Raw genomic sequence first — 25,791 nt, 5'->3', positions numbered from 1 at the left:
CGTGACCGGCCGAGATGGCATGCCGAGTCGCGTCTGAAACCGAACCCAAGAACAGGAGACGGAAATGCCTAAGATGAAGACCAAGTCGAGCGCCAAAAAGCGCTTTAAGGTGACTGCGACCGGTAAGGTCCTTGCTGGCCAGGCCGGCAAACGGCACGGCATGATCAAGCGGACCAAGAAGTTCATTCGCGACGCCCGTGGCAACACCACCCTGTCCGCCCCCGACGCAAAGATCGTCAAGGGCTACATGCCCTACGACCGCTAAGAGGAGATTTGAGAGATGTCCCGCGTTAAAGGTGGAACCGTAACTCACGCCCGTCACAAGAAGATCATCAAGGCCGCAAAAGGCTATTATGGTCGTCGCAAGAGCAACTTCAAAGTTGCCACCCAGGCCGTCGACAAGGCCAACCAGTACGCAACCCGCGACCGCAAGAACCGCAAGCGCAACTTCCGCGCCCTGTGGATTCAGCGCATCAACGCGGCTGTGCGTAGCCATGACGAGGCACTGACCTATTCCCGCTTCATCAACGGCCTGAACCTGGCCGGTATCGAAGTGGACCGCAAAGTTCTGGCCGACCTGGCCGTGCACGAACCGGAAGCGTTCGGCGCGATCGTCGCCAAAGCTCAGGCCGCTCTGACCGCCTGATCCTCTGAAAAGAGACAGTGAAAGAAGGGCCGCTCCCGTTGGGGGCGGTCTTTTTGTTCTTTGCTTGGAAACAGTTGGCGACGCTCCGCGGGGAAAGCAGGGGTAAGGGAAACCCCTCTGGCCAGAACACTTTTTTGATGTAAGGCTGTGGCAAAAACACTAATTGGTTGAACGCAGGAATATTTGAAGATGTCTTTTATCAAAGAGTTTGCACATGCGCCCATGATCGCCCCGGTCCTATCCTTTGGCCTGTCATCGGCGGCCCTTTCACAGGAGCAGGTACCTGAGTCGGACGCGCCGGTTGTCATCACCGAGTCGTTCGATGGTGAGGACAAAACCCTGATGCTGGGCGGGCAAATCTTCTTCAACCTGACAAAACCAAATTGGGTGGTCTATGTCGCGGACGGTGATCTTGTGATGGAAAACCGCGAAAACCCGCAAAGCCTGCATTACAACGACATTGCTTGGGTCAAGTTTCCGGATACAGAGTCCGTGGAGTCCACCGAAGAACTGATGATTTCTGCGGTGGTCGACAGCCGGAATGATGGGCGTGGCGGTGCGGGAATTCTTGTTTGCAGTGGCAAGTCCGGCAAATACCTGGCCTTCGCGGTGGATGGGCAGGGCCGATTCCATGTTCTGCAGAAAGACGGCCGTCAGCTTAGGTCCGTGCACAGCGCAAAACATGACGCGGTGCTGGTCGATGGCTCGAACGAACTGAGCTTCAAGGTGCGCGGCGCGCATATCCTGTTCTACGTCAACGGAACGAAGGTCATTCTGGTTCCGTTTTCCAAGCGCGGAACCAACTCGCGCAATCAGGACGGCGGGACCGGTATCGGCCTCGCCGCGTTTGGCACCGGTGCGTTTCATTTTGAAGAGGTCGAGATTTCCAGACCCAACTGACTATTCCACTGCACCAATTGCGCTGCAATACCCGTTGAAAAAGGCAGACACCCCGTCGTTTGTGTGACAAGAACGTCCTCGGTACGAAATCCTGCCAGCATACTGGCCAAAGAACCAAAGCGCGATGACACCTCATATCATTTTTCATCTGGGGCCGCAGAAGACGGGCACGACATCCATACAGACCCTGCTGGACCGCAACCGGGAAGCGCTTAAGCCGAAGGTAGAGAGCCTTATCCATCCGCAGCAAACCCGGGATCTGTTCCGGGCCGTGGGTGCGTGGATTTCGAACCCAAACCAAGGCACACGCGAGCGCATCGAACAGGCTGTAAGAGACGCGATTCAGGCAACGAGCGCAGAGTGCCAGACGCTGATTATTTCAGAAGAAATGTTGGTCAGCCGACGCCTGTTCGCCGACCAGACCAACTTCATCGAAAAATGCGCCCGCCTGTTGCCGCTTCTGACCCAGATTGTCGGCCCTTCGAATTGCACATTTGTTGCCTATCTTCGCGACTATGAAGGCTGGATCGAGAGCGCGTATCGGCAAGACGTCAAGGAGTTGTCGGAAACCAGAACCCGAGCAGAATGGATGGCGGCGCTGCCTATTGACCGAGAGTGGCCTTCGGCCCTGCGCTCGGAACTCGACCCAGAGATAAACCTTGTGTTTATAGATATGCGCGAGGATTCACGTCATCCGCCACTGGGGCGAGAGTTACTGAAACTCGCAGGACTGACGGATGACGAGGTCGACGGGCTGGCCCCCGTCCAAAAACAGAATGAGCGTCTGCCAGACGGGGCGATTGCCTTCATGCGCGAAATCAACCGCCTGGGTTTGGGCCCGCGGCTGGAACGGCGCATTCGGCGGGTTGTGCGCAACAACCAAAGCGCGTTCACCGACGATCACGAGCTATAGGGTTAGGGTTGGCGTCTGAAACCAAGGCCGCGGCAGCAAGGCGCTACTTGCTGCCATCCTTCTTGACCAGTTGCGCCGCAAAGGCCACGCCCGTTCCCGGACCGGCATAGGTGACCATCAGCACCTCATCCAAATAGACGCCGTTGAAGATGCCGGACGAGACGTCATCGCCCGATATCCCCGCCTCGGCTAGAACAAAGCGGGTGGGGTCGTCTAGGGAAAAAGTGCCCATCGCTTCTTCAACGATCCAGTCTTTGTCGCCGATCCGCCGCCAGCGGTTGGTGGCGGTGATCAGGTTACCATCCAGTTTGGTGATCTCCAACTCCATCTCGGTCTGTAACAGACCTTTTTCATGGTTCGGGTTGGATTTGGCAAAGGCCACCAGATAGGTGCCGTGCCAGGTGCCGACGATCTGGGGGAACCCGCTGCCGTCATCAGCGCTGACAGGGGCGGCGAGGGCGAGAAGGGAAGTGGTGGCAAGGGCGCGTAGCATCGGGGGTTCTCCTGCGAGGGGTGTGGTATGTGCAGGCTAACCGAGTTCTGATTTTTGGCAAATAACCGTCTGCAAAAGAAAAACCGGCGCGGGATGCGCCGGTTTCAAAGGGGTCGGACCCAAAGGATCAGGCAAATACACGCCCCAGCGCGCCATCGACTGCGTCGGTGATCTGGTCGATATCATCTGCCGTCGCGATCAGCGCGGGCGAGAAGCACAGCGTGTTGTTCTTACCGGGGACCGAGCGGTTGGTGACGCCGATGATCACACCTTGCGCCATGCAGTCGGCCACAACGGCTTGCGCCAGTTTCTCATTCACCGGCTCGCGCGACGACCAATCCGCGACCAGTTCTGCCCCAAGGAAAAGGCCCTTGCCGCGCACGTCGCCGATCACCTTATGTTTCTCCATCAGCGCCTGCAGGTTGCCCATCATGCGGTCACCCATGGCAGCGCAATTCTCCAGCAGGTTCTCATCCTCGATGATGCGCATGTTTTCAATGGCCGCTGCAGGACCGGCGGTGCAGCCGCCGAAGGTCGAGATATCGCGGAAATAGTTCATCGGGTCGTCGGCATTGTCTTTGAACATGTCAAAGATTTCCTCGGTCGTGACCAGGCAGGCAATTGCCGCATAGCCCGAGGCGACGCCCTTGGCCATCGTCACGAAATCAGGTTTCACGCCGTATTGCTGGTAACCGAACCAGGTGCCGGTCCGGCCAACACCGCAGACGACCTCATCAATATGCAACAGGATGTCGTATTTCTTGCAAATCTCCTGCACCCGCTGCCAGTACCCTTCCGGCGCTTCGATGACGCCGCCACCGGCGGTGACCGGTTCAAGGCACAGGGCACCCACCGTGTCAGGGCCTTCGCGCAGGATCACCTCTTCGATCTGATCAGCGGCCCATTCGCCAAAGTTCTCTTCGGGTGCGCCGTTAAGTTCATGTTTGCGGTATTCCATGCAATGGGGCACGCGCACGAAGTCAGGCGCAAAGGGGCCGTATTGCGCGTTGCGCTCGTCCTGCCCACCCGCCGACATCGCCGCCAAAGTCGAGCCGTGATAGTCGCGGTCGCGATACAGAATCTTGGTCTTCTTGCCGCCATAGCGTTTATGCGCGATCTGGCGAACCATCTTGAACGCCTTCTCGTTCGCCTCGGACCCGGAGTTCATGTAGTAGACCCGGCTCATGCCTGGCATCTTGCTGATCAGCTTTTCAGCAAAGATCGACCCCGGGATCGAACCTGCGGACTGCGCGAAGTAGCACAGTTTCATCAACTGGTCATAGACCGCCTTGCAGATGGATTCGCGGCCATAGCCCACGTTCACCGTCCAGACCCCACCTGAAACCGCGTCCAGATGTTCTTTGCCTTTCTGGTCCCAGACGCGCATGCCTTTTCCTTCGACAATGATGCGGGGATCATTGGTTTCAAAGGGTTTGTGCTGGATCAGATGGTGCCAGATATGGGCGCGGTCGGCCTCGACCACGCGGGAAAGATCGTTTTCGTTGAACGTGCCGTCCATGACATGTCCTTTCAGTCAGATGCGATATGCAGGATGCGGGACCTGCCCCACAATAGCATGGAAATGCGATGGCTCAGATCACCGCGAATGCCCGCCTGAATATAGGGCCAGATGCCATGATCCCGTATCGCCAGACGGGGGGATCGGCGTATTTCTACGGGTTTGTCAGACGCACGGCTTTGTGATCAAGTCGCAGACAATAGGATTTGGGAGGATTGACCGATGCAGCCCGCCAATATGTATGAGCGTCATCTGGACAGAAACCGCGCGAATTACACGCCGCTGTCTCCGCTCAGTTTTATCGAACGGACGGCTTCGATTTACCCGGATTACCCCTCGGTCGTGTATGGCGAGCGCCGTTACACATGGGGCGAAACCTATGCGCGTTGTCGCCGTCTGGCCGGGGCTTTGGCCGTGCGTGGGATCGGCAAGGGCGATACGGTGTCGATCATTGCCGCCAATATCCCTGAGCTTTACGAGGCGCATTTTGGCGTGCCCATGACCGGTGCGGTTCTGAACGCGATCAACACCCGTCTGGATGCCCCGATCATCGCCTTCATCCTGAACCACGCCGAGGCCAAGGTGCTGCTGGTCGATCCCGAATTCTCGGGCGTGGTGAAGCAGGCGCTGACGCAGGTGGATCATGATGTTCTGGTGATCGACATCGAAGATCCCAGCTTTGACGGCGGCGAACGGTTGGGCGCGCTGACCTATGACGCGCTGTTGGATGAGGGCGATCCGGACTACGACTGGTCCCTGCCCGAGGATGAATGGGATGCGATCACGCTGAACTACACCTCGGGCACGACCGGAAACCCAAAGGGGGTCGTCTATCACCACCGTGGCGCGGCACTGAATGCGCAGTCGGACTTGCTGGACTGGAACATGCCACGGCACTCGGTCTATCTGTGGACCTTGCCGATGTTTCACTGCAACGGCTGGTGCTTTCCGTGGGCGATGGCGGCCAATGCCGGGGTCTCGGTCTGTCTGCGCGCGGTGCGGGCCGAGCCGATCTACGCCGCGTTCCGGGACGAAAAGGTCACGCATTTCTGCGGTGCGCCGATTGTGCTGAACATGCTGGCGCACGCGCCCGCGCACCTCAGGGATTTTGACCACCAGATCAAGGTGATGACCGCAGGTGCGCCGCCGCCTGCCGCCGTGATCGAAGCGATGGAGGCGATGGGCATCGAAGTCACCCATGTTTATGGCCTGACCGAGACATACGGGCCCTCGGTCGTCTGCGCGTGGAAGCAGGAATGGGACACCAAAGATGCCCATGACCGGGCCCCGTTGAAGGTCCGGCAGGGCGTGCGCTATTCCGCTCTGTCCGGCCTGATGGTGGCCGACCCCGAGACGCTGGAACCGGTTCCAGCAGATGGCGAAACCATGGGTGAGATTTTTATGCAGGGCAATGTGGTCATGAAAGGTTACTTGAAGAACCCCGACGCGACGGACAGCGCCTTCAACGGAGGCTGGTTTGCCTCGGGCGATTTGGGGGTGATGCATCCCGACGGCTATATCGCGCTAAAGGACCGCTCAAAGGACATCATCATTTCCGGGGGCGAAAACATCTCATCGGTCGAGATCGAAGGCATCCTCTACAAACACCCTGCAGTGATGGAGGCCGCAGTGGTGGCCCGCCCGGACGAGAAATGGGGTGAAACCCCTTGCGCCTTTGTCGAACTGAAACCGGACACAACCGTCACCGAGGCGGACCTGATCGCGTTCTGCCGGGATAACATGGCCCATTTCAAGGCCCCCAAGACGGTGGTGTTCGGAACCCTGCCCAAGACCTCAACCGGCAAGGTGCAGAAATTCGTGTTGCGGGATCAGGCGCGCGACCTGCCCTAGCTGAGGTCAGACCAAACCCACAGCCCCCTGCTTCTTCTGTTTAAAAATACCTCGGGGGCGCCTAGCCCCCTGTGGGGATGGGCGGGGGCAGAGCCCACAACCGGCCTGCCTGGGACGCGAGCAAACCCGTCAGTCAAAGATCGAAAGGTCAAGCTCCAGCAATTCCCCCATCCACAGCGCGTGGTCGCGGTGATCAGCGAGGTGATCGCCTGTTTCCGGGTGAGTGAACACGGTCAGTCCCTGCCGGTTCAGCATTAGCCAGGGAATGACCTGATCGAACGCCTCGGGCGCAAAGCCCAACTGGCAGCTCCACCGGGGATGCGGGCCGACATTGCGGGCGTGCATTCGACCCATCTGAACAGGGAACAGGCGGGCGGCCTCTTCGCAAATCTGCTGCGCGGTGTCCTGCGTGGCGGCGTCGAAATAGACATGGGCGTGATAGCCGGTGATTTCTGACATCGGGACCTCATTTGTCTGACACGTTCAAGCTAGGCGAACCCGCCCGCTCTGCCCACCCGCACAAGCACACAGGGTCTGTGCGGGTTTTACGCCGGCGCGTGCCTGTCAGGATGCGCCGCCGCGAAAGCGGGGTGGTCGGCACAGGCGGCCTCGACGCTCAGCAGGCGCGGCATGTCTGACAGATCCAACTGCCACCGGCGAGCGTTGTATAGCTGAGGGATCAGGCACAGATCGGCCAGACCGGGCTGCGACCCGACACAATAGGGCGCTTGGTCGAACCCGCCCAACAATGCCTCGAAGGCCATCAGCCCCGGACGGATAAAGTGCCGCATCCAGTCGCCGGGCATGCCCGAGGCATCAGCACTAAGCGCCGTTGCGTGCCGCGCGACCGACAGGTTGCAGACCGGATGGACATCCACCGCGACCGAATGCGCCAGCGCCTGAACCCGGGCGCGGGCCTCCGGATCATCGGGGAGCAGCCCAATCTGCCGTGTCTGATCGAGGTATTCGAGAATGGCCAGTGACTGTGTCAGCCGCAGCCTGTCGATCTCCAGCACGGGAACAAGGCCTTGCGGATTGCGCGCCAGATGCGGGTCGCTCCTTTGCTCTCCGCTCGTCAGGTCGACCGAGACCGCCTGATAGGCGATCTCGGCCAGATTCAGCGCAATCCTGACCCGGTAACTGGCCGATGAGCGCCAGTAATCATAAAGAATAACCTCGCTCAAACACCGTCTCCGTCAGGGTTTCTGCAGCGTCGCGGCCTGAATGGCCTGCGTCAGAACCGAAGCATCGCCGATATGGTTGGCCAGAACAAGAACAAGCCGCGCATTCAGCGCGTCGCTGTCCGCCTTGTCCAGCCCCTCATGCGCCGCCAATAAATCCGCATAGAAATCATCGGCGTTTTGGATGTTGGGAGAGAGGATCAGATCGGTCATATCGCTTACTCCTTGCCAATGGCGCGGCGGATTGCGTGGCGAAAGGCGTTTTCTTCATATGTGTCGCGCCGGGCCGCCACGTGCTGATCCGGGCGGATCAGATACACGGCACTGGAGGCATCACCCAGATAACGGCGTTTCAGCGCCAGCGTCTGGTCGTCCTTGACCGACAGCGCCAGCCGCGTGACCTGCACCCCGTCTTCTTCCAGCAGGTCAGGCGCGTCAGCGTCAATCGTCAGCAGGGTAAACCGGCCCTCGAGTTTGGGCAGCAGGAACCCATCCCCCAGCGGCACATCCGGGCAGGCCGAGCCCGGACGCGTTCCGGGCGGCCCACTCAGCGCATCCGCAGAATTCAAAGGCGATCCATCATAGGTGCAGGGCTGGCTCAACCGCCCGGAATTCACCAGCGGGCGCGCGAACTCATAGGCTTCGCTGAGGTCCAGAACCGCATCACGGAGCAAACGCGACATGTCGGATTTCGGAGTGATGAAATCGGTCGAGCGGCTGGATTTCTGGATATTCTCGTCCGCGCCGTGAATCCGTTCGGCATCATAGCTGTCCAGCAGGCTTTCCGGAGCCTGGCCGTCCAGCACCAGTTTCAGCTTCCAGCACAGGTTATCGGTGTCCTGCAGACCCGAATTGGCCCCGCGGGCCCCAAACGGGCTGACCTGATGCGCGCTGTCCCCCGCAAACAGGGCGCGGCCTTTTCGGAAGCTTTGCATCCGGCGGCACTGGAATGTGTAGATCGAGACCCATTCGAGTTGAAACTCAACATCCTCGCCCAGCATGGCCTTGAGGCGCGGGATCACGTTTTCGGGCTGTTTCTCGCGTTCTTTGTCGATGTCCCATCCCAGTTGCAGGTCGATGCGCCAGACATTGTCGGGCTGCTTGTGCAGCAGGGCCGATTGCCCCTTGTTGAAGGGCGGATCGAACCAGAACCAGCGTTCCGAGGGGAAATCGGCTTCCATGATCACGTCGGCAATCAGGAAGTTGTCTTCGAACACGCGCCCGTCGAAGTCGATCCCCAGCATCCGCCGGGTCGGAGAGTTGGCCCCGTCGCAGGCAATCAGCCACTCAGCTTCGACTGTATAGGCGCCTTCGGGGGTTTCTACTTCGAGCCGGACGTGATCGTCGTGCAGGCCGATAGCCTCGACCTTGTTGCAGCCGCGCAGGTCAATCGGCGCACCGCTGGCCTGCAACGCGCGCACGCGGTCCACCAGGAACTGTTCGAGGTAGTATTGCTGCAGGTTGATAAAGGCCGGGTTGGCAAAGCCTTCCTCTGGCTGCAGGTCAAAATCGTAGACCTGTCGGTTGTCGAAGAAGACCTTGCCGCGATCCCACTGGACGCCCTTGTCCACAAGGGGCTGCCTGAGGCCCAGCCGGTGGGCGATATCCAGCGTGCGCTGGGAAAAACAGATGGCGCGGCTGCCGAAGCTGACCTTGTCGTTTTCGTCCAGCACCACGACCTCGACCCCTTGCTGGGCAAGGTCAATCGCCGCAGCCAACCCGACCGGCCCTGCGCCGATCACGATGACCTTGTGCCGCACCGGCGTGGCGGCGTCCTGATCGGGGCTGCGGTCATAGGCGTATAGCGGAACTTCAAAGATCTTGTTCATGGGTCTTCCCCTTCAATCTTGATGCGCCGAGGCGGAACTGATCGTTCACCGGCAGCGGCTGCCGGTGGCCTTGGGTCTATGGTTTCACCGATTCCCGGTTGGGAAAACGATCTGGATCAAACGCTGAGTATTCTCAGCCCTGCAGGGCCTCCCACATCTCGAGATCGCGCTGGGCGGTCCAGATGCGGGGGGTGTCGATGCCGCGCGCCTCGTCATAGGCGCGGGCGACGTTGAAGGGCAGGCAATGTTCGTAGATCGCGTAGTCGGCGAATTTCGGATCGCATTCCGCGCGCACCGCATCCCAGGCTTCTTTCAGGCTGCCGCCGCGCGCCGCGACCTTGGCCGCGGGGCGATAGGTGCTTTCCACGAAATCGCGGGTGTTTTCGATGGCCGCATTGACCATGTCCTTGCCGATCAGGGCGTCGCCCCGCCCCGGGGCAATCGCATCCACGTCGAACCACTTGATCTCGTCCAGCGTGTCGCCCCAGTCGCTGAAATGCCCGTCGCCGCAATAGCAGGCCGAGTGGTATTCGACGATGTCACCGGTGAACATGACGTTCTGATCGGGCACATGGATGACGATATCGCCTGCCGTATGGGCGCGGCCCAGATGCATCAGATCGACCCGGCGGTTGCCCAGATAGACCGTCATCGTATCGCTGAAGGTGGTGGTCGGCCATGTCAGGCCGGGGATGCTTTCATGGCCTTCAAACAGGCGCGGGAAGCGTTGAAATTCGCTGTCCCAATCCTCTTGCCCGCGTTCCACGACCATGGCGCGGGCCATGTCCGACATCAGGATCTGTTGCGCGCCAAAGGCGCTGGCCCCCAACACTCGGACCGCGTGATAATGGGTCAGGGCCACATGGGTGATCGGCTTGTCCGTCACCGAGCGCACGCATTCGATCACCTTTTGGGCCAAGCGCGGGGTCGCCTGCGCCTCGACAATCATCACGCTGTCATCGCCGATGATCACGCCCGAGTTCGGGTCGCCCTCGGCGGTAAAGGCATAGAGCCCTTCGCCCACCTCGGTGAAGCTGATCTTTTTTTCCGACATGTCCCCTTGGGACGCGAATGCTTTGGCCATGTTGGGTTCCTTTTTCGAAACGTGTGCGGTTTGCGGTGTTGCACCGCCTCCGGCGGCCGTATTTTCAACGAGAAGAAGGGCTGGGTTTACCTTTTGTAGGGGCCATCGAGGGCGGGCAGGACAGTGCCGGTGCAATCGCCGAACCCGATCGTGTAGCCATCGCCTTTGGCCGCGCCGGTGAGGGTCAGGGCGTCGCCGTCCTCGATAAAGCTGCGGGTTTCGCCGGTATCGAGCGTCAGCGGCTCTTTCCCGCCCCAGCTGAGTTCCAGCAGCGAGCCGCGCTCGGGCTTGGTCGGCCCCGAGATGGTGCCCGAGCCCAGCAGGTCGCCTGTGTTCATCGGGCAGCCCGAGGTCGTGTGATGGGCCAGTTGCTGCGCGGCTGAGTAATACATCTGGCTATAGTTCGTCGCGGCAATGGTCGTTGCCGGCTGGCCCTCGGGGGCCATGGTGATGGCGAGGTCGATGTCATAGAGCATCGGGCCGCAGTCTTTGAGGTGATCCAGCAGCTCGAACTCGCGCGCGGGGGTGTCGCAGCGGAACGGCTCCAGCGCGGCTTTGGTCACGATCCACGGGCTGATCGAGGTTGCGGTGGCCTTGGCCTGAAACGGGCCCAGCGGCTGGTATTCCCAGGCCTGGATATCGCGGGCGGACCAGTCGTTCAGCAGGACGTAGCCGAAGATGTTGTCATCGGCCTCTTGCACCGAGATCGGGCCGTCGGAGGGCGTGCCGACGATGGCGCCCATCTCAAGCTCGATATCAAAGCGACGGCAGGGCAGGAAGGCGGGCAAGTCCTGATCGGGGGATTTCAGCTGACCCCATGGGCGGTGGATATCGGTGCCCGACACCACCACGGACGACGCGCGCCCGTTATAACCGATGGGGATGTGAAGCCAATTGGGCGGCAGCGCGTTTTCGGGGCCGCGGAACATGGTGCCGACATTCTGGGCGTGATGGCGGCCTGCGTAGAAATCGGTGTATTCACTGACGGCAAAGGGCATGTGCATCTCTGCGTCGCTTTGGGTGACCAGCAGGGGCTCGACGCGGGTCTGGTCTTCCGAGCCTTCGGCCAAAAGAGCGATCAGGCGGTTGCGAAGTGCGGCCCAGACGGCCGGGCCTTCCTCCATCAACGGGTTCCAGAAGGGCAGGTCGAACAGGGGCTCGTCGCTGAGTTCGATCAGGCCTTCGGTCTCGGCTGTGGTCACGTCCAGAATCATATCGCCGATGGCCACGCCGCAGCGCGGGTCGCTGCCCTCGGTCGAGAAGACCCCATAGGGCAGGTTGTTCAGCGGAAAGGGATGCGCCGCGTCATTGGCCGATGTCACCCAGGATTTTATCAAAGGCATGGTGTGTCCTTATGTCAGTTGCGCTTGCGCATGTGTCTACGAGGTCGTGCGAAGCGATTTCAGCCCCAGCAGGATCGCCGCGAGTATCATGAAGCTGCCGCCAATTCTGTCCAGCCACAGTTTTGCCGGACCCCTGAGCCGCGCCGCCAGCCAGCTTGCGCTGCCGCCATAGGCGGTCAGAAACAGCCCGTCGATGATCAGGTAGGTGGCCGAAAGCACCGCGAACTGAGGCCAGAACTGCAGCGCCGGGTCGATGAACAGCGGAAACAGGGCCGCAAAGAACACCACCGCCTTAGGGTTCGCGGCAGAGGTGATGAACCCCTGCATCCACAGCGCCTTGCGGCTGGCTTTGGGGGCGTCCTCGGCTGCGTTGCTCTTGGCGCGCAGGATCTGGCGCAGGCCCAGGAACACGAGATAGGCAACGCCCAGCCATTTGATCACGGTCAGCGCGTTGGCCGAAGTCGCGATCAGCGCGGCAAGGCCCAACCCGGCGGCCAGCATTTGCAGCAGGTTCGCCGTCAGATCGCCCGCAGCAGTGAACAAACCGCGCCGCAGTCCGTTGGTTGCCGAGTTCGACAGCATCAGCAACTGGCTGGGGCCGGGCGTGCTCATCAGCAGCAAGACCGTGACGACATAGGTGATCCAGGTCTCGGTGCTCATTTCTTGCCCGGCGTGCCGTCGAATTTCTTCTCAAGCGAGGTCCAGCAGTCGATGTAGTCGTCCTGCAGCGGTGCCTCGGTCGCAGCAAAGGCCGTCAGGTGTTGCGGGAAGCGGGTTTCGAACATGAAGGACATGGTGTTGTCCAACTTGTCCGGCCCGAGGTTGGAATAGGACGCCTTGTCGAACGCGTCCTTATCGGGACCATGCGGGATCATCATGTTGTGCAGGCTCATGCCGCCGGGGACAAAGCCCTGCGGTTTGGCGTCGTACTGGCCGTAGATGTTGCCCATCAACTCGGACATGATGTTCTTGTGATACCAGGGCGGGCGGAACGTATCCTCCATCACCATCCAGCGTTCGCGGAACAGGACAAAGTCGATATTGGCAGTGCCCGGTTGCCCCGAAGGCGCGGTCAGGACGGTAAAGATCGACGGGTCGGGGTGGTCGAACAGGATCGCGCCGACCGGGCAATAAGTGCGCAGGTCGTATTTGTAAGGTGCATAGTTGCCGTGCCAAGCTACCACGTCGAGCGGGCTGTGCCCGATTCTGGTGGTGTGGAACTGGCCGCACCACTTGATTGTCACGGTCGAGGGCACCTCGCGGTCCTCGAACGCCGCTACGGGTGCCTTGAAGTCGCGCGGGTTGGCCATGCAGTTTGCGCCGATTGGACCGCGACCCGGCAGTTCGAACTTCTGCCCGTAATTCTCGCAGACAAAGCCGCGCGCGGGGCCTTCCAGAACCTCGACCCGGTACAGCAGGCCGCGCGGCAGGATGGCGATTTCCTTGGGTTCAAGATCGATGATCCCCAGCTCGGTGGCAAAGCGCAGGCGGCCTTCTTGCGGCACCACCAGCAGCTCGGAATCGGCTGAGAAGAAATAATCATCGACCATTGATTCCGTGACCAGATAGATATGGCTGGCCATGCCGACCTGAGTGTTCACATCCCCCGCCGTGGTCATGCTGCGCATACCGGTCAGCCAGGTCAGGCCGCTGTCGGAATGCGGCACCGGGTCCCAGCGGTACTGGCCCAGGCTGATCACATCCGGGTCAATGCAGGGGGCCGATTTCCAGTAGGGCAGGTCGATCTTTTCGTAGCGATGCGAGTGCTTTACGGATGGCCGGATGCGATAGCACCACGTGCGCTCGGGCGGGTTGGCGGTAAAGGCGGTGCCGCTAAGCTGCTCTCCGTACAGGCCATAATTGCAGCGCTGCGGGCTGTTCATGCCTTGGGGCAGCGCGTCGGGCAGGGCCTCGGTCTCGAAGTCATTGCCAAAGCCGGGCATATAGCCGGCATGGGTTCCAACAGGCGTGGCGGCCTGTGTCAAACTATGCGGATCGGTCGGACGATTCATTGTGTGTTCCTCCGTTTGCTGCTTGTCGGATAATAGTTGATTTTGTAACTAACAAGCATGGCAAATGATGAATCCGACAAAAAAGATGAGTTTAACCTGCAAAATTTCCTGCCGTTCCTGTTGAATCAGGCCGCCGAGGAAGCTTCGTTGGAGTTTCAGCAGGTCTATAAAAGCCGTTACGGGATGCTGCGCACGGAATGGCGGGTGCTGTTTCACCTTGGTATCTTTGGCGAACTGACCGCCAGAGACATCGGGGAACGGGCCAAAATACACAAAACCAAGATCAGCCGCGCCGTGCACAAGCTGGAACAGCGCCGGTATCTTAAGCGGTCGCGCGATGAAAAGGACCGCCGGGTCGAGTGGTTGACCCTGACGCCCTCGGGGCAAACTGTGTATCGTGAGCTGCGTGGGGTCGCGCAGGACTACGACAGCAAACTTGCCGGTCTGTTCAGCGCGGAAGAGGCCGATCTGCTGCGCCGCATGTTGCGGCGGCTGGCCGGGATGCAATGACCTCTGGTAATCCACCGCACCGGCCCCCAGATGATACCTGAACGGACACAGGAACGTGATATGACAGCCTCGGACCCCAACGCGGCGAATGCAACTGATTTAATTGACTGGCTTGTAACGCGCGGACTGGAAGGCGCAGACAAAGAAGAACTGCTGGACGGCTATTGCAACAAACTGCTGGACTACGGCGTGCCGCTAATGCGGTTTCACGCCGCGCAGTCCGCCTTGCACCCGGTCTATGGCGGAACCGGCTATAGCTGGTATCAGGACAAGGGCGGTGAGTTTGAAACCTTTGCCTATTCTGAAGTGGCCAGCGAGATGTGGCAGCAGAGCCCGCTATACGCGATCCTCAACGAAGATATCGACGTTGTGCATGAACGCATGGTCGATCAGAACCAGCCCAGCCGCTATCCATTGGTGAACGACCTGCGCGAAAACGGCGCGACCGAATATTACGCGACCGGCGTCACTTTTGACACGCCCACCCATAGCAGCCCGGCAGACGCGAAAAAGGCTGTGGGCGGTGTACTGTTGTCCTGGACAAGCAATGCGCCCGATGGGTTTGGCGAGGGCGATCTGGACCTGATCAACACCGCCCTGCCGCATCTTGGTCTGGCGCTGAAATCGGCCTCGAGCGCGCGGGTCTCGCAGGACCTGATGCGGGTCTACCTGGGCCGCGATGCGGGGCAGCGGGTTCTGTCGGGAGAAATCCGGCGCGGCTCGTTGCAGCAGATCGACGCGGTGATCTGGAACTTTGATCTGGAAGGTTTCACCAGCCTGTCCGAGGAACTGCCGGGCAATGAGATCATCGACATGCTAAACGACTATCTGGCTGTGGCCGTCGATGTGGTGCACAAATGCGATGGCAGTATTCTCAAATTCATGGGCGACGGGCTGATGGCCATGTTCGATGTCGGCGACATCGACGCCGACGCCCGCGCGGGGCTTGAGGCGGTGGCGATGCTGCAGGATGAAATGGCCGGGTTGAACGCCCGCCGGACCGAGGCCGGGCTGCGCGTCTCCAACTACACGCTGGCGCTGCATGCCGGAGAAATCCTCTACGGCAATATCGGGGCCGAAAGCCGTCTGGACTTCACCGTGATCGGCCCAGCCGTCAATCAGGCCGCCCGTATTGCGGGCATGCACCGGTCACTCGGTCAGCGCATCCTGATCTCGGACGACGTTGCACGCGCGGCGCAGCCTTGCGGGCACGAGTTGATATCCTTGGGCCGCTATATGCTGCGCGGTGTGCCGGAACCGAAGGAGTTGTTTACGGTTTATAATGCTGCCGGTTAGTTTCGTTTGATCGAAACAGGTTGCGTCCGTATTGGGTGTCAACCGTCAACTGTTTCAGCGACCGTTTACATCAAAGTCGGAAAACTCTCTGGTTTCCAGATTGTAGAGGATACCCCATGATGATGGACCTCCGTCGCACAAAATGATCACCTTGCCGGTCTCAGCTCTATTTAAATTGGAGTACGAGCCGTAAATAAATCTATCGGTCCCGAGGCCAAATCCGACATGCTGTCCCCGGTATGGTCGGAGCGACCATCGGGGGTCAGTAAACCGTTCGCTGCCAAGTGAAGCAAAGTACTCGACAAGCCTTTGCTCCATCTCTGTGATTTCTTTTTCGGATGGCAGCCAGATTGGCCCGACGGGTTTCGGTGCGGATCGAGAGCACTGTTGAAACAGTCCGGGCGCTTGGTCCAGATCAACTGTCAGCGGACCGTCGCTGGACAGCCCGGACCATTCTCCGGCCAGTAAAGGAAACGCGACAGTCACGAGGACTAGCGAGGGCAGGGCTCGTTTTCTTAGCAGTCGAGGCAAGGGGTAATCTCTTTAGCAGAAACAATTGGCTGAAACATACCCATCTTTGACTGCTTGCCAGAAGCCTAAACTTTTCCTGCAACCCGCAGGTTGTCAGAAATCAATCTCAACCCCCGGCAGGTTCAGCTCTTTCATCATGTCGCGCAATTCCTGTCGCGCGGCGATGTTGGAGATATTCAACTGCTTGACCCCGATATCCTTGAGGTCCAGCAGGGTCAGCCCGCGTGGGAACAGTTCGCGGAAGATCACCCGCTCGGAAAAGCCCGAGGCGACGCGGAAGCCGATGCGTTGTGACAGCATCTCGATCGCGCGTTGCATCTTTTCCTTGTTGACCATGCGCTGGGTGCCGACCCGGTTACGCACGACGACCCAGTCGATGGGCTTCAACCCAGCCTGCGCTCGCAATTGGCGTGCGTTCCAGACCATCTCGGAATAAACCGAGGGCCCCAGAATTTTCTCACCCTTGGTGTCGATCCGCGCCAGCAGGTCGAAGTCGATGAAGCTGTCATTCAGCGGAGTGATCAGCGTATCGGCCAGCGAATGCGCCACCTGGCTGAGCCTTGTGTGCGAGCCGGGGCAGTCGATGAGGATGAAATCGCTGTCGCTTTCCAGCTCGGATACGGCTGCGGACAGGCGGTGGTCATAGATGTTCTCACCCGGTTTCAGCTTGCTGGCGTCGATCTCGGGCAGGTCGTGGTGGCGGGGGCTGGGCAGGGCAATCTCTGAGCCGTTCAGGAAGTTGCCGCGGTTCTCGAAATAGCGACCGAGGCTGCGCTGGCGCAGGTCCAGATCCAGCGTGCTGACCTTGTGGCCCAACCGCGCCAGCGCGGTCGCCACATGCATGGAGACGGTCGATTTGCCTGCGCCGCCCTTCTCGTTCCCCACTACGATGATATGTGCCATGCCTGTATTCCCATGTCCCGCCGTGCTTGCCCACACGTTGTTGCCAGCCACTATATGTTGTGTTTGCGGGGAAGAAAAGAACCTCAAGCGGCCGTTTGGGGCTTTCTGTGGCCCAAATCCGGAAAACCAAACGCAGGTCGCAGGTTACGAGAGACGCGCTTGCCAAATCGCGGCCCGTGATTCACTGTCCAACTCGGGGTCCGGGAAGGAGAGCGCGGGTTGGAGCACCTGTTTCTGAACGTTCTGAACGTGGTTCTGCCCGTGCTGATCTGCGCCGGAATCGGCTATTGCCTTGCGCTGATCAAGGCCCCGTTCGACAACAAGGTGATCGGCGGCATCGTCTCGAAGGTCGGGTATCCGACGCTAATCATCTCGCACCTGTCCACCACCAGTCTGGCCGTTGGTACCTTTCTCGACATGATGGCCGCTGCCGCTTTGGCAATTGCTGGGTTCGGCGTTCTGGGGTTCGTGGCGCTCAAGGCGCTGCGCCTGCCGGTAAGGGCATTTCTGACGCCCCTGATGCATGGCAATGTGGGCAATATCGGCCTGCCGATCACGCTGCTGGCGCTGGGCGATGCGGGCATGGCCTATACGATGGGATTTGTCGTCGTCGTGCTGATCAGCATCTTCACCGTCGGCATGTGGATCCCGGCGGGGCAGTTTTCGCCGAAGAAACTGGCGAGTTCTCCGATCATTTACGCAGTAGCCCTGTCGCTGATCCTGATGGCGACGGGCACCAGCCTACCACGGCCGATTGCCAAATCCTTTGACATTTTGGGTGGGCTGTCGATTCCGCTGATGCTGCTGACGCTGGGGCATACTCTGGCGACGCTCAGGATCAAAAGCTTGGGCCGGGCGGTCCTGCTGACAGTGTTGCATCTGGCAATGGCCATCGCAATCGCAAGCGCCCTGATCTGGCTGTTCGGCTTTACCGGGGCCGAGCGTGGCGCGCTGATCCTGTGCTGCCTGATGCCGTCCTCGGTCGCGACCTATTTGTTCATCGACCAGCATGTGCCGGAATACGGGCCGGATGTTGCGGGGTTCATCCTGGTCTCGACCCTGACCACGATAGTCGTCCTGCCGGTGGCGTTGTCCTACTGGATTTAACGCGGCCCCTATGCGCAGACATCGGAATTTGTTTTAATGTCTTTGTGTTAGCCGCAGACAGATTTCCCGGGCCCCGGTGGCCCGGTCAGATTTCAGGGGCGTTTTGATGTCGAACACCGAGTCTACCCAATCCTCCGACATGACCGGCCCCCGCGTGGTTCTGGCGATGACGGCGATCTGCATGATGGTTGTCGGCTTCAACACGACCGCCGTTGCCACCATTCTGCCCAACCTCAAGGCCGAGTTCGATCTGACGCCGTCCGGCCTTCAATGGGTGATGGCAATCTACACGGTGGCCAGCGCGACCCTTGTCACCATCGTCAGCCGGCTTGGCGACATAACCGGCAAGATGGGCGTGTTCTTCTTTGGCATGATCGTCTTTGCCTGCGGCTCGGCCACCGTTTTGGTTGCGCAGGACGGCACCATGCTGCTGATCGGGCGCGGCGCACAGGGGGCGGGCGCTGCGGCTCTGTTCGGAACCTCACTTTCGGTGCTGACCGCCGCTACTCCCGAGGCACAGCGCGCAGGCGTCACCGGGGCATGGGGTGCCATTGTCGGGTTGGCCGTCGGGGTGGGGCCAATCGTGGGCGGCAGTTTTGCCCATTACATCAGCTGGCGCGCGGTTTTTGCCGCTGATCTGATCCTGCTGGCGGTGGCATTTTACATCGGCCTGCGGGTCAGCAAGCGAAAATACGTGCCAGACACGCGGTTGGAGGGTGCAACCTTCGACTACCCCGGCGCAATTGCCATCGTTCTGCTGCTGGGCCCGCTGTCCTTCGCCCTCAGCAATGGCGAGAGCAGGGGCTGGGACACCGCCTTGACCCTTGTGCCGCTTGGCATCGCCGCAGTGGCTGCTGTCGCGCTGGTCATCACTTCGCGGCGCAGCGATGACCCGTTGATCGAGCTGCGCTATTTCCGGCATCCACGGTATTTCATGGCGGCGGCAGGTATGTTCTTTGCGGGCTTCACGCTGTTCTGCTTTTTCGTCTATTTCAACGTGTTTGTACAGTCGCCAGACACCTTCGGCTACTCGTCCATCAGTGCAGGCATCTCGATCCTGCCGCTCAGCGTCAGCATGTTCGTCATCTCGGTCACGGCCCCACGCTTTCTTGCACCCTACAGTTTCCAATGGCCGATTATTCTGGGGATGGGGGCGATGGCCTGCGGGTTCTGGCTGCTGGTGACGACAACGAACACCACTGACTATGCCGAGATATGGTGGAAGCTGGTGATCGTCGGCGTTGGGATCGGCATCTGTTTTTCCCTGCTGCCCCGCCTGGGCCTGCGTCTGCTGCCGGAAGAGCATATGGGGCAGGGGTCAGGCGTGATCAACGCGTTTCTCTACTTTGGCGCAACGATGGGCGCGGTGGTCGGTGGCCTTGCCGAGGCCATCACAACCCGCTCTGGCCTGACCGAGGTCATCAACGCGCTGCCCGCCGGGTCTACCCAACGCGAAGACCTGGCTCATGCCCTGACCCACGGCACGCCGGGTCAGGTGCAGCAACTGATCGCAGGGCTGGACCCGGATACCGGAACGGCCTTGGCCAAGGCGCTGCGTGATTTGCAGGACAACGCGTTTGACAGCGCGATGTTTGTAGCCGCCATCGCGGCACTGATCGCCATGGTGCTGGCGCTGTTGCTGGTGCGGGGGCCGGTGCCGCCATTGCACAGCGCGGTGGAATTGACACGGGACAAACAGTGAAGGCTCTGTAATCCCTTTATTATGGATGCAGTCGGGTTTAGTCGCGACTGCCTGTGCCCCGAGCGTGCAGATCGGCGGGGGCACCGGTTGAGCTACAATCTGCGGTGGATTAAAAAACTGCGTTAAACCTGCTTGAAATCCCGAAGCTCCGGAAGGAAACGCAGAGCATGATTGCCTACGTTACAGTCGGTGCCGACGACATGGCACGCGCGAAACGGTTTTATTCGGCCGTCTTGCCTGCTCTTGGCTACGAGTTGGAGGAGGGGCCCGAGGGGCTCAGCTATGCGCTGCCCGTGCACCCGGGCCAGCCACCCGTTTTACCCGAGTTCTACGTCAAGCCGCCCTTTGACGGACGCTCTGCCTCAGCAGGCAACGGGTCCATGGTTGCGTTTGAGGCGCGTAACCAAAAGCAGGTTCGCGATCTTCACGCGGCGGCGCTTTTGGCGGGCGGCTCCGACGACGGCCAACCGGGTTTTCGCGCCTCTTATGGTGCCAATTTCTATGTTGGCTACCTCCGCGATCCTCAAGGCAACAAGATTGCCCTGTTCTCCAGCAATCCGAACGAACCGGGGCGAGACGGTTAATGTGAACTTAGCAAGCTGCGAAATCCATCCGCAAATGGCGGGAATACGGTCTTAAAGCCCGCCCACTCAAATCCAAAAACAAAAAAGGCCGCCCCAACGGGACGGCCTTTCGAATGCGAACCGGTTCAGGCTTAGAAGCCCAGACCTTCGTATTTCTTCTTGAACTTCGAGACGCGGCCACCGGCATCCAGCAGACGCGACGTGCCGCCGGTCCATGCAGGGTGCGAGGAGGGGTCGATTTCCAGAGCCAGCTGGTCGCCCTCGGCACCCCAGGTGGATTTCATCTGAACCACGGTGCCATCGGTCATTTTGACGTTGATGACGTGATAATCGGGATGGATGTCTTTTTTCATCTTTCCGCTCCTTACGCCTCGGCGCCAGCCTTGGGCTTGTAGTTGGTGACCTCTGCGATACGTGCGGATTTACCGCGACGGGTGCGCAGATAGTACAGTTTGGCGCGACGGACGCGGCCACGGCGGACAACGGTGATGCTGTCGATGTTGGTCGAATACAGTGGGAACACGCGCTCCACGCCTTCGCCAAACGAGATTTTGCGGACGGTGAACGATCCGGCGATGCCTTCGCCGTTCTTGCGCGCGATGCAGACGCCTTCGTAGTTCTGCACACGGGTGCGCGACCCTTCGGTCACCTTATAGCCGACACGGATGGTGTCACCGGCTTTGAAATCGGGGATGTCCTTCCCCAGGGCGGCAATTTGCTCCGCCTCAAGCTGTGCGATCAAGTCCATCGCAGGTACTCCTATCTGCTCGTGGTTGGTCCACGAAGTTTGGGCACGGCCTGAGAGCTCTTGGTCTTCACCGGGTCCTGCGTACAGCCCGCCAGAGGTCAGATCGAATGTTCCTTTGGTCCGGTCTGCCCGAGGCGCGTCCTTGCCGAAGAATGCGGGACGTCACGCCATGTAGCAAACCAAAACACCGGAGTCGCTTGGCGCGGCACCGGATTGCGGTCGTTTAAGGAATTTGCGGACCGGGATCAAGCCTAAATCGCATTGTTAGTGGTGAGTTTCCGCCACCTTGAAAATGCGCCGTTGCCTTGTGCGCCGGATCGGGCATTCTGAGGGGAATTACAAGAGCAGAAATTTCAGGCAGGACCCAAACGATGCGATTTGCACTTACGTTGGCCGTTGCTGGGACCGTACTTCTGTCCTGCGGGCGAAGTGGCCCGCAGCCTCAGGTGATCGAGCCGTCACAGGTCGTGGACCGGACGGCCCCTTCGGTGATCTATCCCGATTTCGGTGATGCCGATCCGCATGACTGGGACGGGCGGCATCCCGGCCATTATCCGGTTCACGGACTGGACGTTTCGCGCTGGCAGGGGCCGATTGACTGGCGCAGGGCCAAAGCCTCGGGCGTCAGCTTTGCGTTCCTCAAGGCGACCGAGGGCGGCGATGTGGCCGATCCTATGTTCGACGACCACAGGCGCGGCGCGCAGGCGGCGGGTGTGCCGTGGGGGGCTTATCACTACTATTACTTCTGCCGCCCGGCGCATGAACAGGCCCGCTGGTTCATCGAGAACGTTCCGAAAGGGGCCGATCTGCCGCATGTGCTGGACATGGAGTGGACCCCGCATTCCAAGACCTGCACCTTGCGCCCCGACGGCAAAACCGTCCGGGCCGAGGCGCAGCGGTTTCTGAATATCCTCGAACGTCACTACGGTCGCAGACCGATTGTCTACACCACGGTGGATTTCTACGAAGACACCGACATCGCGCGCCTGCCGAAAACCGAGTTCTGGCTACGCTCCGTGGCGGGCCATCCGAGAGAGGTCTATCCGCGGACGATTTGGCGGTTCTGGCAGTACACAGGCACCGGGCTGGTCCCGGGCGTGCAGGGAGGTGTCGATATCAACACTTTCAACGGCACGCCGGAACACTGGGCCGCCTGGAAGGCAGGCGGGTCTTAGGTGGGCGATCCGTAGGTTTCGATCGTTCCGCCGCCAATCAGGTGATTCAGCCGCCGCTCACGCTCTTGTCCGAATGAGTTGCGAAGCCAGAAGGATTCGCCCTGGGTCAGTTCTCGGCGCTCAAAGCCCTGCTCGCGCATGCAGCGGTCCACCTGATCAATCTCACCCTGCGCCCGCAGCTGGTCCTCGAACGGAGCGGTCGCCACAGGGCCGATAATGATGCCCCAAAGCAGGATGTTTGTCGCATAGGCACCGATGACGGCGCTGGTGCCACCCTCATCGGCTTGCTGGGCGCAACCGTCCAAGGCGACCTTGGCCGAATAGGCGTTGTGACCGTCTTTTGTGGGAACCGAGGGCGCAAGAGGTTTGGAACTGCAAGCGGATGCAAGCAGAAGGCTCAAAAGTATAATCTTTTTCATGGTTTGGTCTGGGTATTCTTCTTGTTTGGCTATTCAAAAGTCGTCGATTTTCAGGATGAGTATCCCGCGTTTTGATCAACTTCAAAGGGTGCCTGCGCAAGTTTTCCACCTGCGACCCGGAAGCCACAGTCGCGCCGTTCAGTCGGCTGCTTCGCCCTTGGATTTCGCGTAGGCGTCCCAAATATCTGGCCGTCTTTCCCGAGTGATCTCTTCAGCCATTTGGTGCCGCCATTCGGCGATACGGCCGTGGTGGCCGGACATCAGCACATCGGGGATCGGGCGGCCATTCCACTCGGTGGGGCGGGTGTATTGGGGGTGCTCCAACAGGCCCGAGGAGAAGCTTTCCTCCTCGGTCGAGGCCTGATTGCCCAATACACCGGGGATCAGGCGCACGGTGGCGTCGATCATGGCTTGTGCTGCGATCTCACCACCGGTCATGACGAAATCGCCCAAGCTGACCTCCTGAACGCCGTAATGCTCCAGCACCCGCTCATCGACGCCTTCGAACCGGCCACAGAGCAAAGTCATGCCATCACAGCGCGCGAGGTTTTGCATCATGCGCTGGTCCATCCGGCGTCCACGCGGGCTGAGGTAGATCAGCGGCCAGTTGCCTTGCACCCCGGCCATTGTGTGCTCGATTGCCGCGCCCAGCACATCGGCGCGCAGCACCATGCCCGCGCCGCCGCCCGCAGGCGTGTCATCAACATTGCGGTGCTTGCCGATGCCGAACTGGCGCAGATCAACAGTCTCTAGCTGCCACAACCCCTCTTGGAGCGCTTTGCCGGTCAGGCTTTCCCCCAGAACGCCAGGAAAGGCCGAGGGGAACAGGGTGATGATCTTGGCCTTCCACACCCCGTGCAGATCCGGCGCGGGCGTCAGCAGCTCACGCGGTTTCAGGGTTGGGCGGATCGCCTTGCGTCCATGAGATTTTGAGGGCGTGTCGGTCATCAGTGGCGGGTCAGTTCATCTTGGGCGGATTGAATAAGCGCCTTCTTTTGCGCCATTAACGCGCTGTCGTCCAGCGCCGAGCGGTTCAGCGCCAGCATTTCCGACAAGACCGCATCGGGCAGGCTGGGGTTGGCTTTGCGCGGCGGCACTAGCTGCATGGCCTTTGAGCGCGGCAGGTCCAGGAATTTGGCAAAAGGTGCGCCGGGGCCGAACCGGCGCTGGCGCAGGTCTTCCAGCCGCTCTGTCTGTATGGTGACATCGGGAAGCGCATCGCGGATTGCGTCGGCTGTTTCGCGCAACTCGGGCAGGTGATCGAGATTGGCGTGGAAATCGTCGAAATCCTGCACAAGGCGCGTGCGCTGCAAGTCGTGGGCCCACAGGCTGCGCAGCCAGTCGGGCTTTTCGCGCAGGGACAGGTAGACGGTTATGTCCACCTCCTCGCCAATCAGGCGGCGCTTAACCGCACTGACCAGAGTGGCGGCCAGATCGGGGGCCGCCGCGTAGCCCTCGGCGCTATTTCTGCTGGGGCGCAGGCCCGCGAAGTTCTCTTCGCTCAGGATCAGGCCGCGGCGGGTTCCGAAATCGAGTGTGGTCAGAAATTCGTTCAATTGACCGCCGAAATCGGCCAGCGTGCCGTCCAGCCGATAGACCGAGTGGCGCGTGGCGGCGTCGGCCATTCCGCTCTTGCGGGTCTTGTAGGGCAGAACCAGCGAGAAATTTGGCCAGATCAGTTCCCGGTTTTCATAAAGGAACGACTGTGCTGCAGTGGTCCCGGTTTTGTGCAGACCCAGATGCAGCAAAACGCGCCGCATCAAAACAGGCCTTCGGGCGGGTCTGCGATGATGCGACCTTTGTCCAGATCGACGGTGGGCACGCTGTCCAAGGTGAACGGCAACAGAACGGTGGCTTTCAGCCCCGGTCCCTGCAGTTCCAACAGGTCCGCCGCGCCGTGGTTCTGCACCGCCTTGACCTTCCCCAGAAGGGTGCCGCCGGTGTCATAGACCTCAAGCCCGATCAGGTCGGTGTGATAGAATTCGTCATCGGGCAATGAGGGGAGTTGTTCCCGCCGCGCAAACAGGCGCAGGCCCTTCAGGGCGTCGGCCTGTTCCTTGGTTTCCACCCCGCCCAGCCGGGCGGCAAAGCCGTTCTTGATCGCTCGGGTCAGAACCAGAGGATAGCGTTCGGTGCCGGATTCGTCGGTCAGGGGCGAGTAGGCCTCGATATCTTCGGGCACAGCGCAATAGCTTTTCAGCCGTACTTCGCCGCGCACGCCGTAGGATCCCGCAATGCTGCCGACACAGATCAGATCACTCATTTGAGCCTTCCGTCACACATAGTCCGTCCCGCCATTGCCCGATTGCCTCGCAGGCCTCGCGCTGGTTGCTGCGTTCAAAGAACACGCCGACAATAAAGGCGATTGCCAGGAGTATGGGAAGCCGTAACAGGCCGAACATATCTATCTTACCTCAATCGGCAGGGTACTAGCCCGGTCTTCCCAGCCGACCTTTTCCAGCTCGGGCGTGTCCGAAATCTCTTCGGGCCAGCCGACACAGAAATAACCGATCAGCCGCCAGTCATCGGGTACATCCAGATCGCGCACCATCTGGTCTGGGTCCAGAATGGACACCCAGCCCAGCCCCAGCCCCGCGGCCCGCAGGGCCAGCCAGAACAGGGTGATGGCCGAAACCACCGAATAGCGCCGCATCTCGGGCATCGTGCCCGCGCCCAGCCCCTGCCCCTTGTCGGTGGCGTCGTCGCAGAATACGGCCAGTTGCACCGGGGCCTCTTGCATCCCCGACAGCTTCAACTGGCTGTAAAGCTGCGCCTTGTCGCCGGAATACCCTTTCAGGGCTTCGGCATTGGCCGTCTTGAAATTCTCAAGCGCTGCGGCGCGCGCGGTCGCACTTTCGACGCGGGTCACGCGCCAGGGTTCGCTGAGCCCCACCGAAGGAGCCAATTGAAACGCGTCGAGGCAGCGCGTCAGCACTGCCTCGTCCACAGGATCGGTGCGGAACCGGCGCACATCGCGCCGGAGCCGCAGCAACAGATCGAACTGCGTGCGAAAATCGTCTGAAAAAGCCTGATCCCGCACGTGCC

Annotated in this window: 29 protein-coding genes; 11 read left to right on the top strand and 18 right to left on the bottom strand. The window is 60.3% G+C overall.

The window, feature by feature from the left end; translation table 11 throughout:
• Positions 1 to 64 precede the first annotated feature (64 nt).
• From rpmI to ACR0NJ_RS16785, 4 genes are all read left to right on the top strand, one after another.
• The gene (rpmI, locus tag ACR0NJ_RS16800; RefSeq protein ID WP_010443552.1) at positions 65 to 265 is read left to right on the top strand and encodes a 50S ribosomal protein L35; all 201 of its coding nucleotides are present in this window, start codon (positions 65 to 67) and stop codon (positions 263 to 265) included.
• A gap of 15 nt (positions 266 to 280) precedes the next feature.
• On the top strand, positions 281 to 646 hold the full coding sequence (gene rplT / locus ACR0NJ_RS16795; RefSeq protein ID WP_170658380.1) for a 50S ribosomal protein L20: 366 nt from the start codon (positions 281 to 283) through the stop codon (positions 644 to 646).
• 189 nt (positions 647 to 835) lie between these two features.
• Entirely contained in the window at positions 836 to 1,546 is a 711-nt protein-coding gene (locus ACR0NJ_RS16790; protein ID WP_480818273.1) for a hypothetical protein, read from the top strand.
• Positions 1,547 to 1,670: 124 nt separating this feature from the next.
• The gene (locus ACR0NJ_RS16785; protein ID WP_480818272.1) at positions 1,671 to 2,459 is read left to right on the top strand and encodes a hypothetical protein; all 789 of its coding nucleotides are present in this window, start codon (positions 1,671 to 1,673) and stop codon (positions 2,457 to 2,459) included.
• A gap of 43 nt (positions 2,460 to 2,502) precedes the next feature.
• Here ACR0NJ_RS16785 and ACR0NJ_RS16780 read toward each other — a convergent pair whose 3' ends face one another.
• Both ACR0NJ_RS16780 and ACR0NJ_RS16775 read right to left on the bottom strand, forming a co-directional pair.
• Positions 2,503 to 2,952, bottom strand: coding sequence for a hypothetical protein (locus ACR0NJ_RS16780; RefSeq protein WP_480818271.1), 450 nt, complete (start codon positions 2,950 to 2,952; stop codon positions 2,503 to 2,505).
• A gap of 127 nt (positions 2,953 to 3,079) precedes the next feature.
• Complete coding sequence (locus ACR0NJ_RS16775) at positions 3,080 to 4,471, bottom strand: aminotransferase family protein (protein ID WP_480818270.1); 1,392 nt, start codon at positions 4,469 to 4,471, stop codon at positions 3,080 to 3,082.
• Positions 4,472 to 4,693: 222 nt separating this feature from the next.
• Between ACR0NJ_RS16775 and ACR0NJ_RS16770 the strand changes: the two genes are divergently transcribed.
• Positions 4,694 to 6,322, top strand: coding sequence for an acyl-CoA synthetase (locus ACR0NJ_RS16770; protein ID WP_480818269.1), 1,629 nt, complete (start codon positions 4,694 to 4,696; stop codon positions 6,320 to 6,322).
• Positions 6,323 to 6,451: 129 nt separating this feature from the next.
• Here ACR0NJ_RS16770 and ACR0NJ_RS16765 read toward each other — a convergent pair whose 3' ends face one another.
• The 8 genes from ACR0NJ_RS16765 to hmgA all read right to left on the bottom strand — a co-directional run bounded on the left by ACR0NJ_RS16765 (position 6,452) and on the right by hmgA (position 13,771).
• Positions 6,452 to 6,781, bottom strand: a complete 330-nt coding sequence (locus tag ACR0NJ_RS16765) for a DOPA 4,5-dioxygenase family protein (protein ID WP_480818268.1) — start codon at positions 6,779 to 6,781, stop codon at positions 6,452 to 6,454.
• A gap of 86 nt (positions 6,782 to 6,867) precedes the next feature.
• Positions 6,868 to 7,506, bottom strand: coding sequence for a maleylacetoacetate isomerase (gene maiA, locus ACR0NJ_RS16760; protein ID WP_480818267.1), 639 nt, complete (start codon positions 7,504 to 7,506; stop codon positions 6,868 to 6,870).
• A gap of 12 nt (positions 7,507 to 7,518) precedes the next feature.
• Positions 7,519 to 7,716 (bottom strand): DUF2783 domain-containing protein, encoded by a 198-nt coding sequence (locus tag ACR0NJ_RS16755; protein WP_480818266.1) that lies wholly within the window; start codon positions 7,714 to 7,716, stop codon positions 7,519 to 7,521.
• 5 nt (positions 7,717 to 7,721) lie between these two features.
• Positions 7,722 to 9,332 (bottom strand): FAD-dependent oxidoreductase, encoded by a 1,611-nt coding sequence (locus ACR0NJ_RS16750; RefSeq protein ID WP_480818265.1) that lies wholly within the window; start codon positions 9,330 to 9,332, stop codon positions 7,722 to 7,724.
• 133 nt (positions 9,333 to 9,465) lie between these two features.
• Positions 9,466 to 10,416 (bottom strand): MBL fold metallo-hydrolase, encoded by a 951-nt coding sequence (locus ACR0NJ_RS16745; RefSeq protein WP_480818264.1) that lies wholly within the window; start codon positions 10,414 to 10,416, stop codon positions 9,466 to 9,468.
• A gap of 86 nt (positions 10,417 to 10,502) precedes the next feature.
• Positions 10,503 to 11,759 carry a fumarylacetoacetase gene (gene fahA, locus ACR0NJ_RS16740; protein WP_480818263.1) on the bottom strand — a complete coding sequence of 419 codons (1,257 nt, stop codon included), beginning with the start codon at positions 11,757 to 11,759 and terminating at the stop codon, positions 10,503 to 10,505.
• Positions 11,760 to 11,795: 36 nt separating this feature from the next.
• Positions 11,796 to 12,419 carry a LysE family translocator gene (locus ACR0NJ_RS16735; protein ID WP_480818262.1) on the bottom strand — a complete coding sequence of 208 codons (624 nt, stop codon included), beginning with the start codon at positions 12,417 to 12,419 and terminating at the stop codon, positions 11,796 to 11,798.
• The gene (gene hmgA, locus ACR0NJ_RS16730) at positions 12,416 to 13,771 is read right to left on the bottom strand and encodes a homogentisate 1,2-dioxygenase (RefSeq protein WP_480818261.1); all 1,356 of its coding nucleotides are present in this window, start codon (positions 13,769 to 13,771) and stop codon (positions 12,416 to 12,418) included. Before hmgA ends, ACR0NJ_RS16735 begins: the two co-directional genes overlap by 4 nt.
• Positions 13,772 to 13,828: 57 nt before the next feature.
• Here hmgA and ACR0NJ_RS16725 point away from each other — a divergent pair, with 57 nt between their 5' ends.
• Together ACR0NJ_RS16725 and ACR0NJ_RS16720 are read left to right on the top strand one after the other, a co-directional pair.
• Positions 13,829 to 14,281 carry a MarR family winged helix-turn-helix transcriptional regulator gene (locus ACR0NJ_RS16725; protein ID WP_480818260.1) on the top strand — a complete coding sequence of 151 codons (453 nt, stop codon included), beginning with the start codon at positions 13,829 to 13,831 and terminating at the stop codon, positions 14,279 to 14,281.
• 60 nt (positions 14,282 to 14,341) lie between these two features.
• On the top strand, positions 14,342 to 15,577 hold the full coding sequence (locus ACR0NJ_RS16720; protein WP_480818259.1) for an adenylate/guanylate cyclase domain-containing protein: 1,236 nt from the start codon (positions 14,342 to 14,344) through the stop codon (positions 15,575 to 15,577).
• A 624-nt stretch (positions 15,578 to 16,201) separates the two neighbouring features.
• Here the strand turns inward: ACR0NJ_RS16720 and ACR0NJ_RS16715 are convergent.
• A complete protein-coding gene (locus ACR0NJ_RS16715; RefSeq protein ID WP_480818258.1) occupies positions 16,202 to 17,011 on the bottom strand; it encodes a division plane positioning ATPase MipZ in 810 nt (269 codons plus the stop codon).
• 219 nt (positions 17,012 to 17,230) lie between these two features.
• Between ACR0NJ_RS16715 and ACR0NJ_RS16710 the strand changes: the two genes are divergently transcribed.
• From ACR0NJ_RS16710 to ACR0NJ_RS16700, 3 genes are all read left to right on the top strand, one after another.
• Positions 17,231 to 18,118 (top strand): AEC family transporter, encoded by an 888-nt coding sequence (locus ACR0NJ_RS16710; protein ID WP_480818257.1) that lies wholly within the window; start codon positions 17,231 to 17,233, stop codon positions 18,116 to 18,118.
• Between the two features lie 106 nt (positions 18,119 to 18,224).
• Positions 18,225 to 19,820, top strand: a complete 1,596-nt coding sequence (locus ACR0NJ_RS16705) for an MFS transporter (RefSeq protein WP_480818256.1) — start codon at positions 18,225 to 18,227, stop codon at positions 19,818 to 19,820.
• Between the two features lie 167 nt (positions 19,821 to 19,987).
• Positions 19,988 to 20,404: a VOC family protein gene (locus ACR0NJ_RS16700; protein WP_480818255.1), complete on the top strand. Its 417-nt coding sequence runs from the start codon at positions 19,988 to 19,990 to the stop codon at positions 20,402 to 20,404.
• Between the two features lie 131 nt (positions 20,405 to 20,535).
• Here the strand turns inward: ACR0NJ_RS16700 and rpmE are convergent, their stop codons facing one another.
• Complete coding sequence (rpmE, locus tag ACR0NJ_RS16695) at positions 20,536 to 20,757, bottom strand: 50S ribosomal protein L31 (protein WP_170531455.1); 222 nt, start codon at positions 20,755 to 20,757, stop codon at positions 20,536 to 20,538.
• An 11-nt stretch (positions 20,758 to 20,768) separates the two neighbouring features.
• A complete protein-coding gene (rplS, locus tag ACR0NJ_RS16690) occupies positions 20,769 to 21,152 on the bottom strand; it encodes a 50S ribosomal protein L19 (RefSeq protein WP_170575547.1) in 384 nt (127 codons plus the stop codon).
• 371 nt (positions 21,153 to 21,523) lie between these two features.
• Between rplS and ACR0NJ_RS16685 the strand changes: the two genes are divergently transcribed.
• Positions 21,524 to 22,327 carry a glycoside hydrolase family 25 protein gene (locus ACR0NJ_RS16685; protein WP_480818254.1) on the top strand — a complete coding sequence of 268 codons (804 nt, stop codon included), beginning with the start codon at positions 21,524 to 21,526 and terminating at the stop codon, positions 22,325 to 22,327.
• Here the strand turns inward: ACR0NJ_RS16685 and ACR0NJ_RS16680 are convergent.
• The 5 genes from ACR0NJ_RS16680 to bluB all read right to left on the bottom strand — a co-directional run bounded on the left by ACR0NJ_RS16680 (position 22,324) and on the right by bluB (position 25,786).
• Positions 22,324 to 22,746 carry a hypothetical protein gene (locus tag ACR0NJ_RS16680; RefSeq protein ID WP_480818253.1) on the bottom strand — a complete coding sequence of 141 codons (423 nt, stop codon included), beginning with the start codon at positions 22,744 to 22,746 and terminating at the stop codon, positions 22,324 to 22,326. The genes ACR0NJ_RS16685 and ACR0NJ_RS16680 overlap by 4 nt on opposite strands.
• Before the next feature lie 138 nt (positions 22,747 to 22,884).
• Positions 22,885 to 23,694 carry a tRNA (guanosine(37)-N1)-methyltransferase TrmD gene (gene trmD, locus ACR0NJ_RS16675; RefSeq protein WP_480818252.1) on the bottom strand — a complete coding sequence of 270 codons (810 nt, stop codon included), beginning with the start codon at positions 23,692 to 23,694 and terminating at the stop codon, positions 22,885 to 22,887.
• Complete coding sequence (locus tag ACR0NJ_RS16670) at positions 23,694 to 24,506, bottom strand: hypothetical protein (RefSeq protein WP_480818251.1); 813 nt, start codon at positions 24,504 to 24,506, stop codon at positions 23,694 to 23,696. The genes trmD and ACR0NJ_RS16670 overlap by 1 nt, the downstream gene beginning before the upstream one ends.
• Positions 24,506 to 25,009, bottom strand: coding sequence for a ribosome maturation factor RimM (gene rimM, locus ACR0NJ_RS16665; protein ID WP_480818250.1), 504 nt, complete (start codon positions 25,007 to 25,009; stop codon positions 24,506 to 24,508). Before rimM ends, ACR0NJ_RS16670 begins: the two co-directional genes overlap by 1 nt.
• A 141-nt stretch (positions 25,010 to 25,150) precedes the next feature.
• Entirely contained in the window at positions 25,151 to 25,786 is a 636-nt protein-coding gene (gene bluB / locus ACR0NJ_RS16660; RefSeq protein WP_480818249.1) for a 5,6-dimethylbenzimidazole synthase, read from the bottom strand.
• Positions 25,787 to 25,791 lie beyond the last annotated feature (5 nt).

Source organism: Ruegeria sp. F11 (assembly GCF_056533855.1).
The sequence above is the reverse complement of the archived record's forward strand: the minus strand, read 5'-3'. Positions and strand labels throughout refer to the sequence as shown.

Excerpts from the sequence above, each read along its gene's own strand:
- rpmI (WP_010443552.1), top strand. The coding sequence starts at position 65 with ATGCCTAAGATGAAGACCAAGTCGAGCGCCAAAAAGCGCTTTAAGGTG.
- rplT (WP_170658380.1), top strand. The coding sequence starts at position 281 with ATGTCCCGCGTTAAAGGTGGAACCGTAACTCACGCCCGTCACAAGAAG.
- ACR0NJ_RS16790 (WP_480818273.1), top strand. The coding sequence starts at position 836 with ATGTCTTTTATCAAAGAGTTTGCACATGCGCCCATGATCGCCCCGGTC.
- ACR0NJ_RS16785 (WP_480818272.1), top strand. The coding sequence starts at position 1,671 with ATGACACCTCATATCATTTTTCATCTGGGGCCGCAGAAGACGGGCACG.
- ACR0NJ_RS16780 (WP_480818271.1), bottom strand. The coding sequence starts at position 2,952 with ATGCTACGCGCCCTTGCCACCACTTCCCTTCTCGCCCTCGCCGCCCCT.
- ACR0NJ_RS16775 (WP_480818270.1), bottom strand. The coding sequence starts at position 4,471 with ATGGACGGCACGTTCAACGAAAACGATCTTTCCCGCGTGGTCGAGGCC.
- ACR0NJ_RS16770 (WP_480818269.1), top strand. The coding sequence starts at position 4,694 with ATGCAGCCCGCCAATATGTATGAGCGTCATCTGGACAGAAACCGCGCG.
- ACR0NJ_RS16765 (WP_480818268.1), bottom strand. The coding sequence starts at position 6,781 with ATGTCAGAAATCACCGGCTATCACGCCCATGTCTATTTCGACGCCGCC.
- ACR0NJ_RS16755 (WP_480818266.1), bottom strand. The coding sequence starts at position 7,716 with ATGACCGATCTGATCCTCTCTCCCAACATCCAAAACGCCGATGATTTC.
- ACR0NJ_RS16750 (WP_480818265.1), bottom strand. The coding sequence starts at position 9,332 with ATGAACAAGATCTTTGAAGTTCCGCTATACGCCTATGACCGCAGCCCC.
- ACR0NJ_RS16745 (WP_480818264.1), bottom strand. The coding sequence starts at position 10,416 with ATGGCCAAAGCATTCGCGTCCCAAGGGGACATGTCGGAAAAAAAGATC.
- fahA (WP_480818263.1), bottom strand. The coding sequence starts at position 11,759 with ATGCCTTTGATAAAATCCTGGGTGACATCGGCCAATGACGCGGCGCAT.
- ACR0NJ_RS16735 (WP_480818262.1), bottom strand. The coding sequence starts at position 12,419 with ATGAGCACCGAGACCTGGATCACCTATGTCGTCACGGTCTTGCTGCTG.
- hmgA (WP_480818261.1), bottom strand. The coding sequence starts at position 13,771 with ATGAATCGTCCGACCGATCCGCATAGTTTGACACAGGCCGCCACGCCT.
- ACR0NJ_RS16725 (WP_480818260.1), top strand. The coding sequence starts at position 13,829 with ATGGCAAATGATGAATCCGACAAAAAAGATGAGTTTAACCTGCAAAAT.
- ACR0NJ_RS16720 (WP_480818259.1), top strand. The coding sequence starts at position 14,342 with ATGACAGCCTCGGACCCCAACGCGGCGAATGCAACTGATTTAATTGAC.
- ACR0NJ_RS16715 (WP_480818258.1), bottom strand. The coding sequence starts at position 17,011 with ATGGCACATATCATCGTAGTGGGGAACGAGAAGGGCGGCGCAGGCAAA.
- ACR0NJ_RS16705 (WP_480818256.1), top strand. The coding sequence starts at position 18,225 with ATGTCGAACACCGAGTCTACCCAATCCTCCGACATGACCGGCCCCCGC.
- ACR0NJ_RS16700 (WP_480818255.1), top strand. The coding sequence starts at position 19,988 with ATGATTGCCTACGTTACAGTCGGTGCCGACGACATGGCACGCGCGAAA.
- rpmE (WP_170531455.1), bottom strand. The coding sequence starts at position 20,757 with ATGAAAAAAGACATCCATCCCGATTATCACGTCATCAACGTCAAAATG.
- rplS (WP_170575547.1), bottom strand. The coding sequence starts at position 21,152 with ATGGACTTGATCGCACAGCTTGAGGCGGAGCAAATTGCCGCCCTGGGG.
- ACR0NJ_RS16685 (WP_480818254.1), top strand. The coding sequence starts at position 21,524 with ATGCGATTTGCACTTACGTTGGCCGTTGCTGGGACCGTACTTCTGTCC.
- ACR0NJ_RS16680 (WP_480818253.1), bottom strand. The coding sequence starts at position 22,746 with ATGAAAAAGATTATACTTTTGAGCCTTCTGCTTGCATCCGCTTGCAGT.
- trmD (WP_480818252.1), bottom strand. The coding sequence starts at position 23,694 with ATGACCGACACGCCCTCAAAATCTCATGGACGCAAGGCGATCCGCCCA.
- ACR0NJ_RS16670 (WP_480818251.1), bottom strand. The coding sequence starts at position 24,506 with ATGCGGCGCGTTTTGCTGCATCTGGGTCTGCACAAAACCGGGACCACT.
- rimM (WP_480818250.1), bottom strand. The coding sequence starts at position 25,009 with ATGAGTGATCTGATCTGTGTCGGCAGCATTGCGGGATCCTACGGCGTG.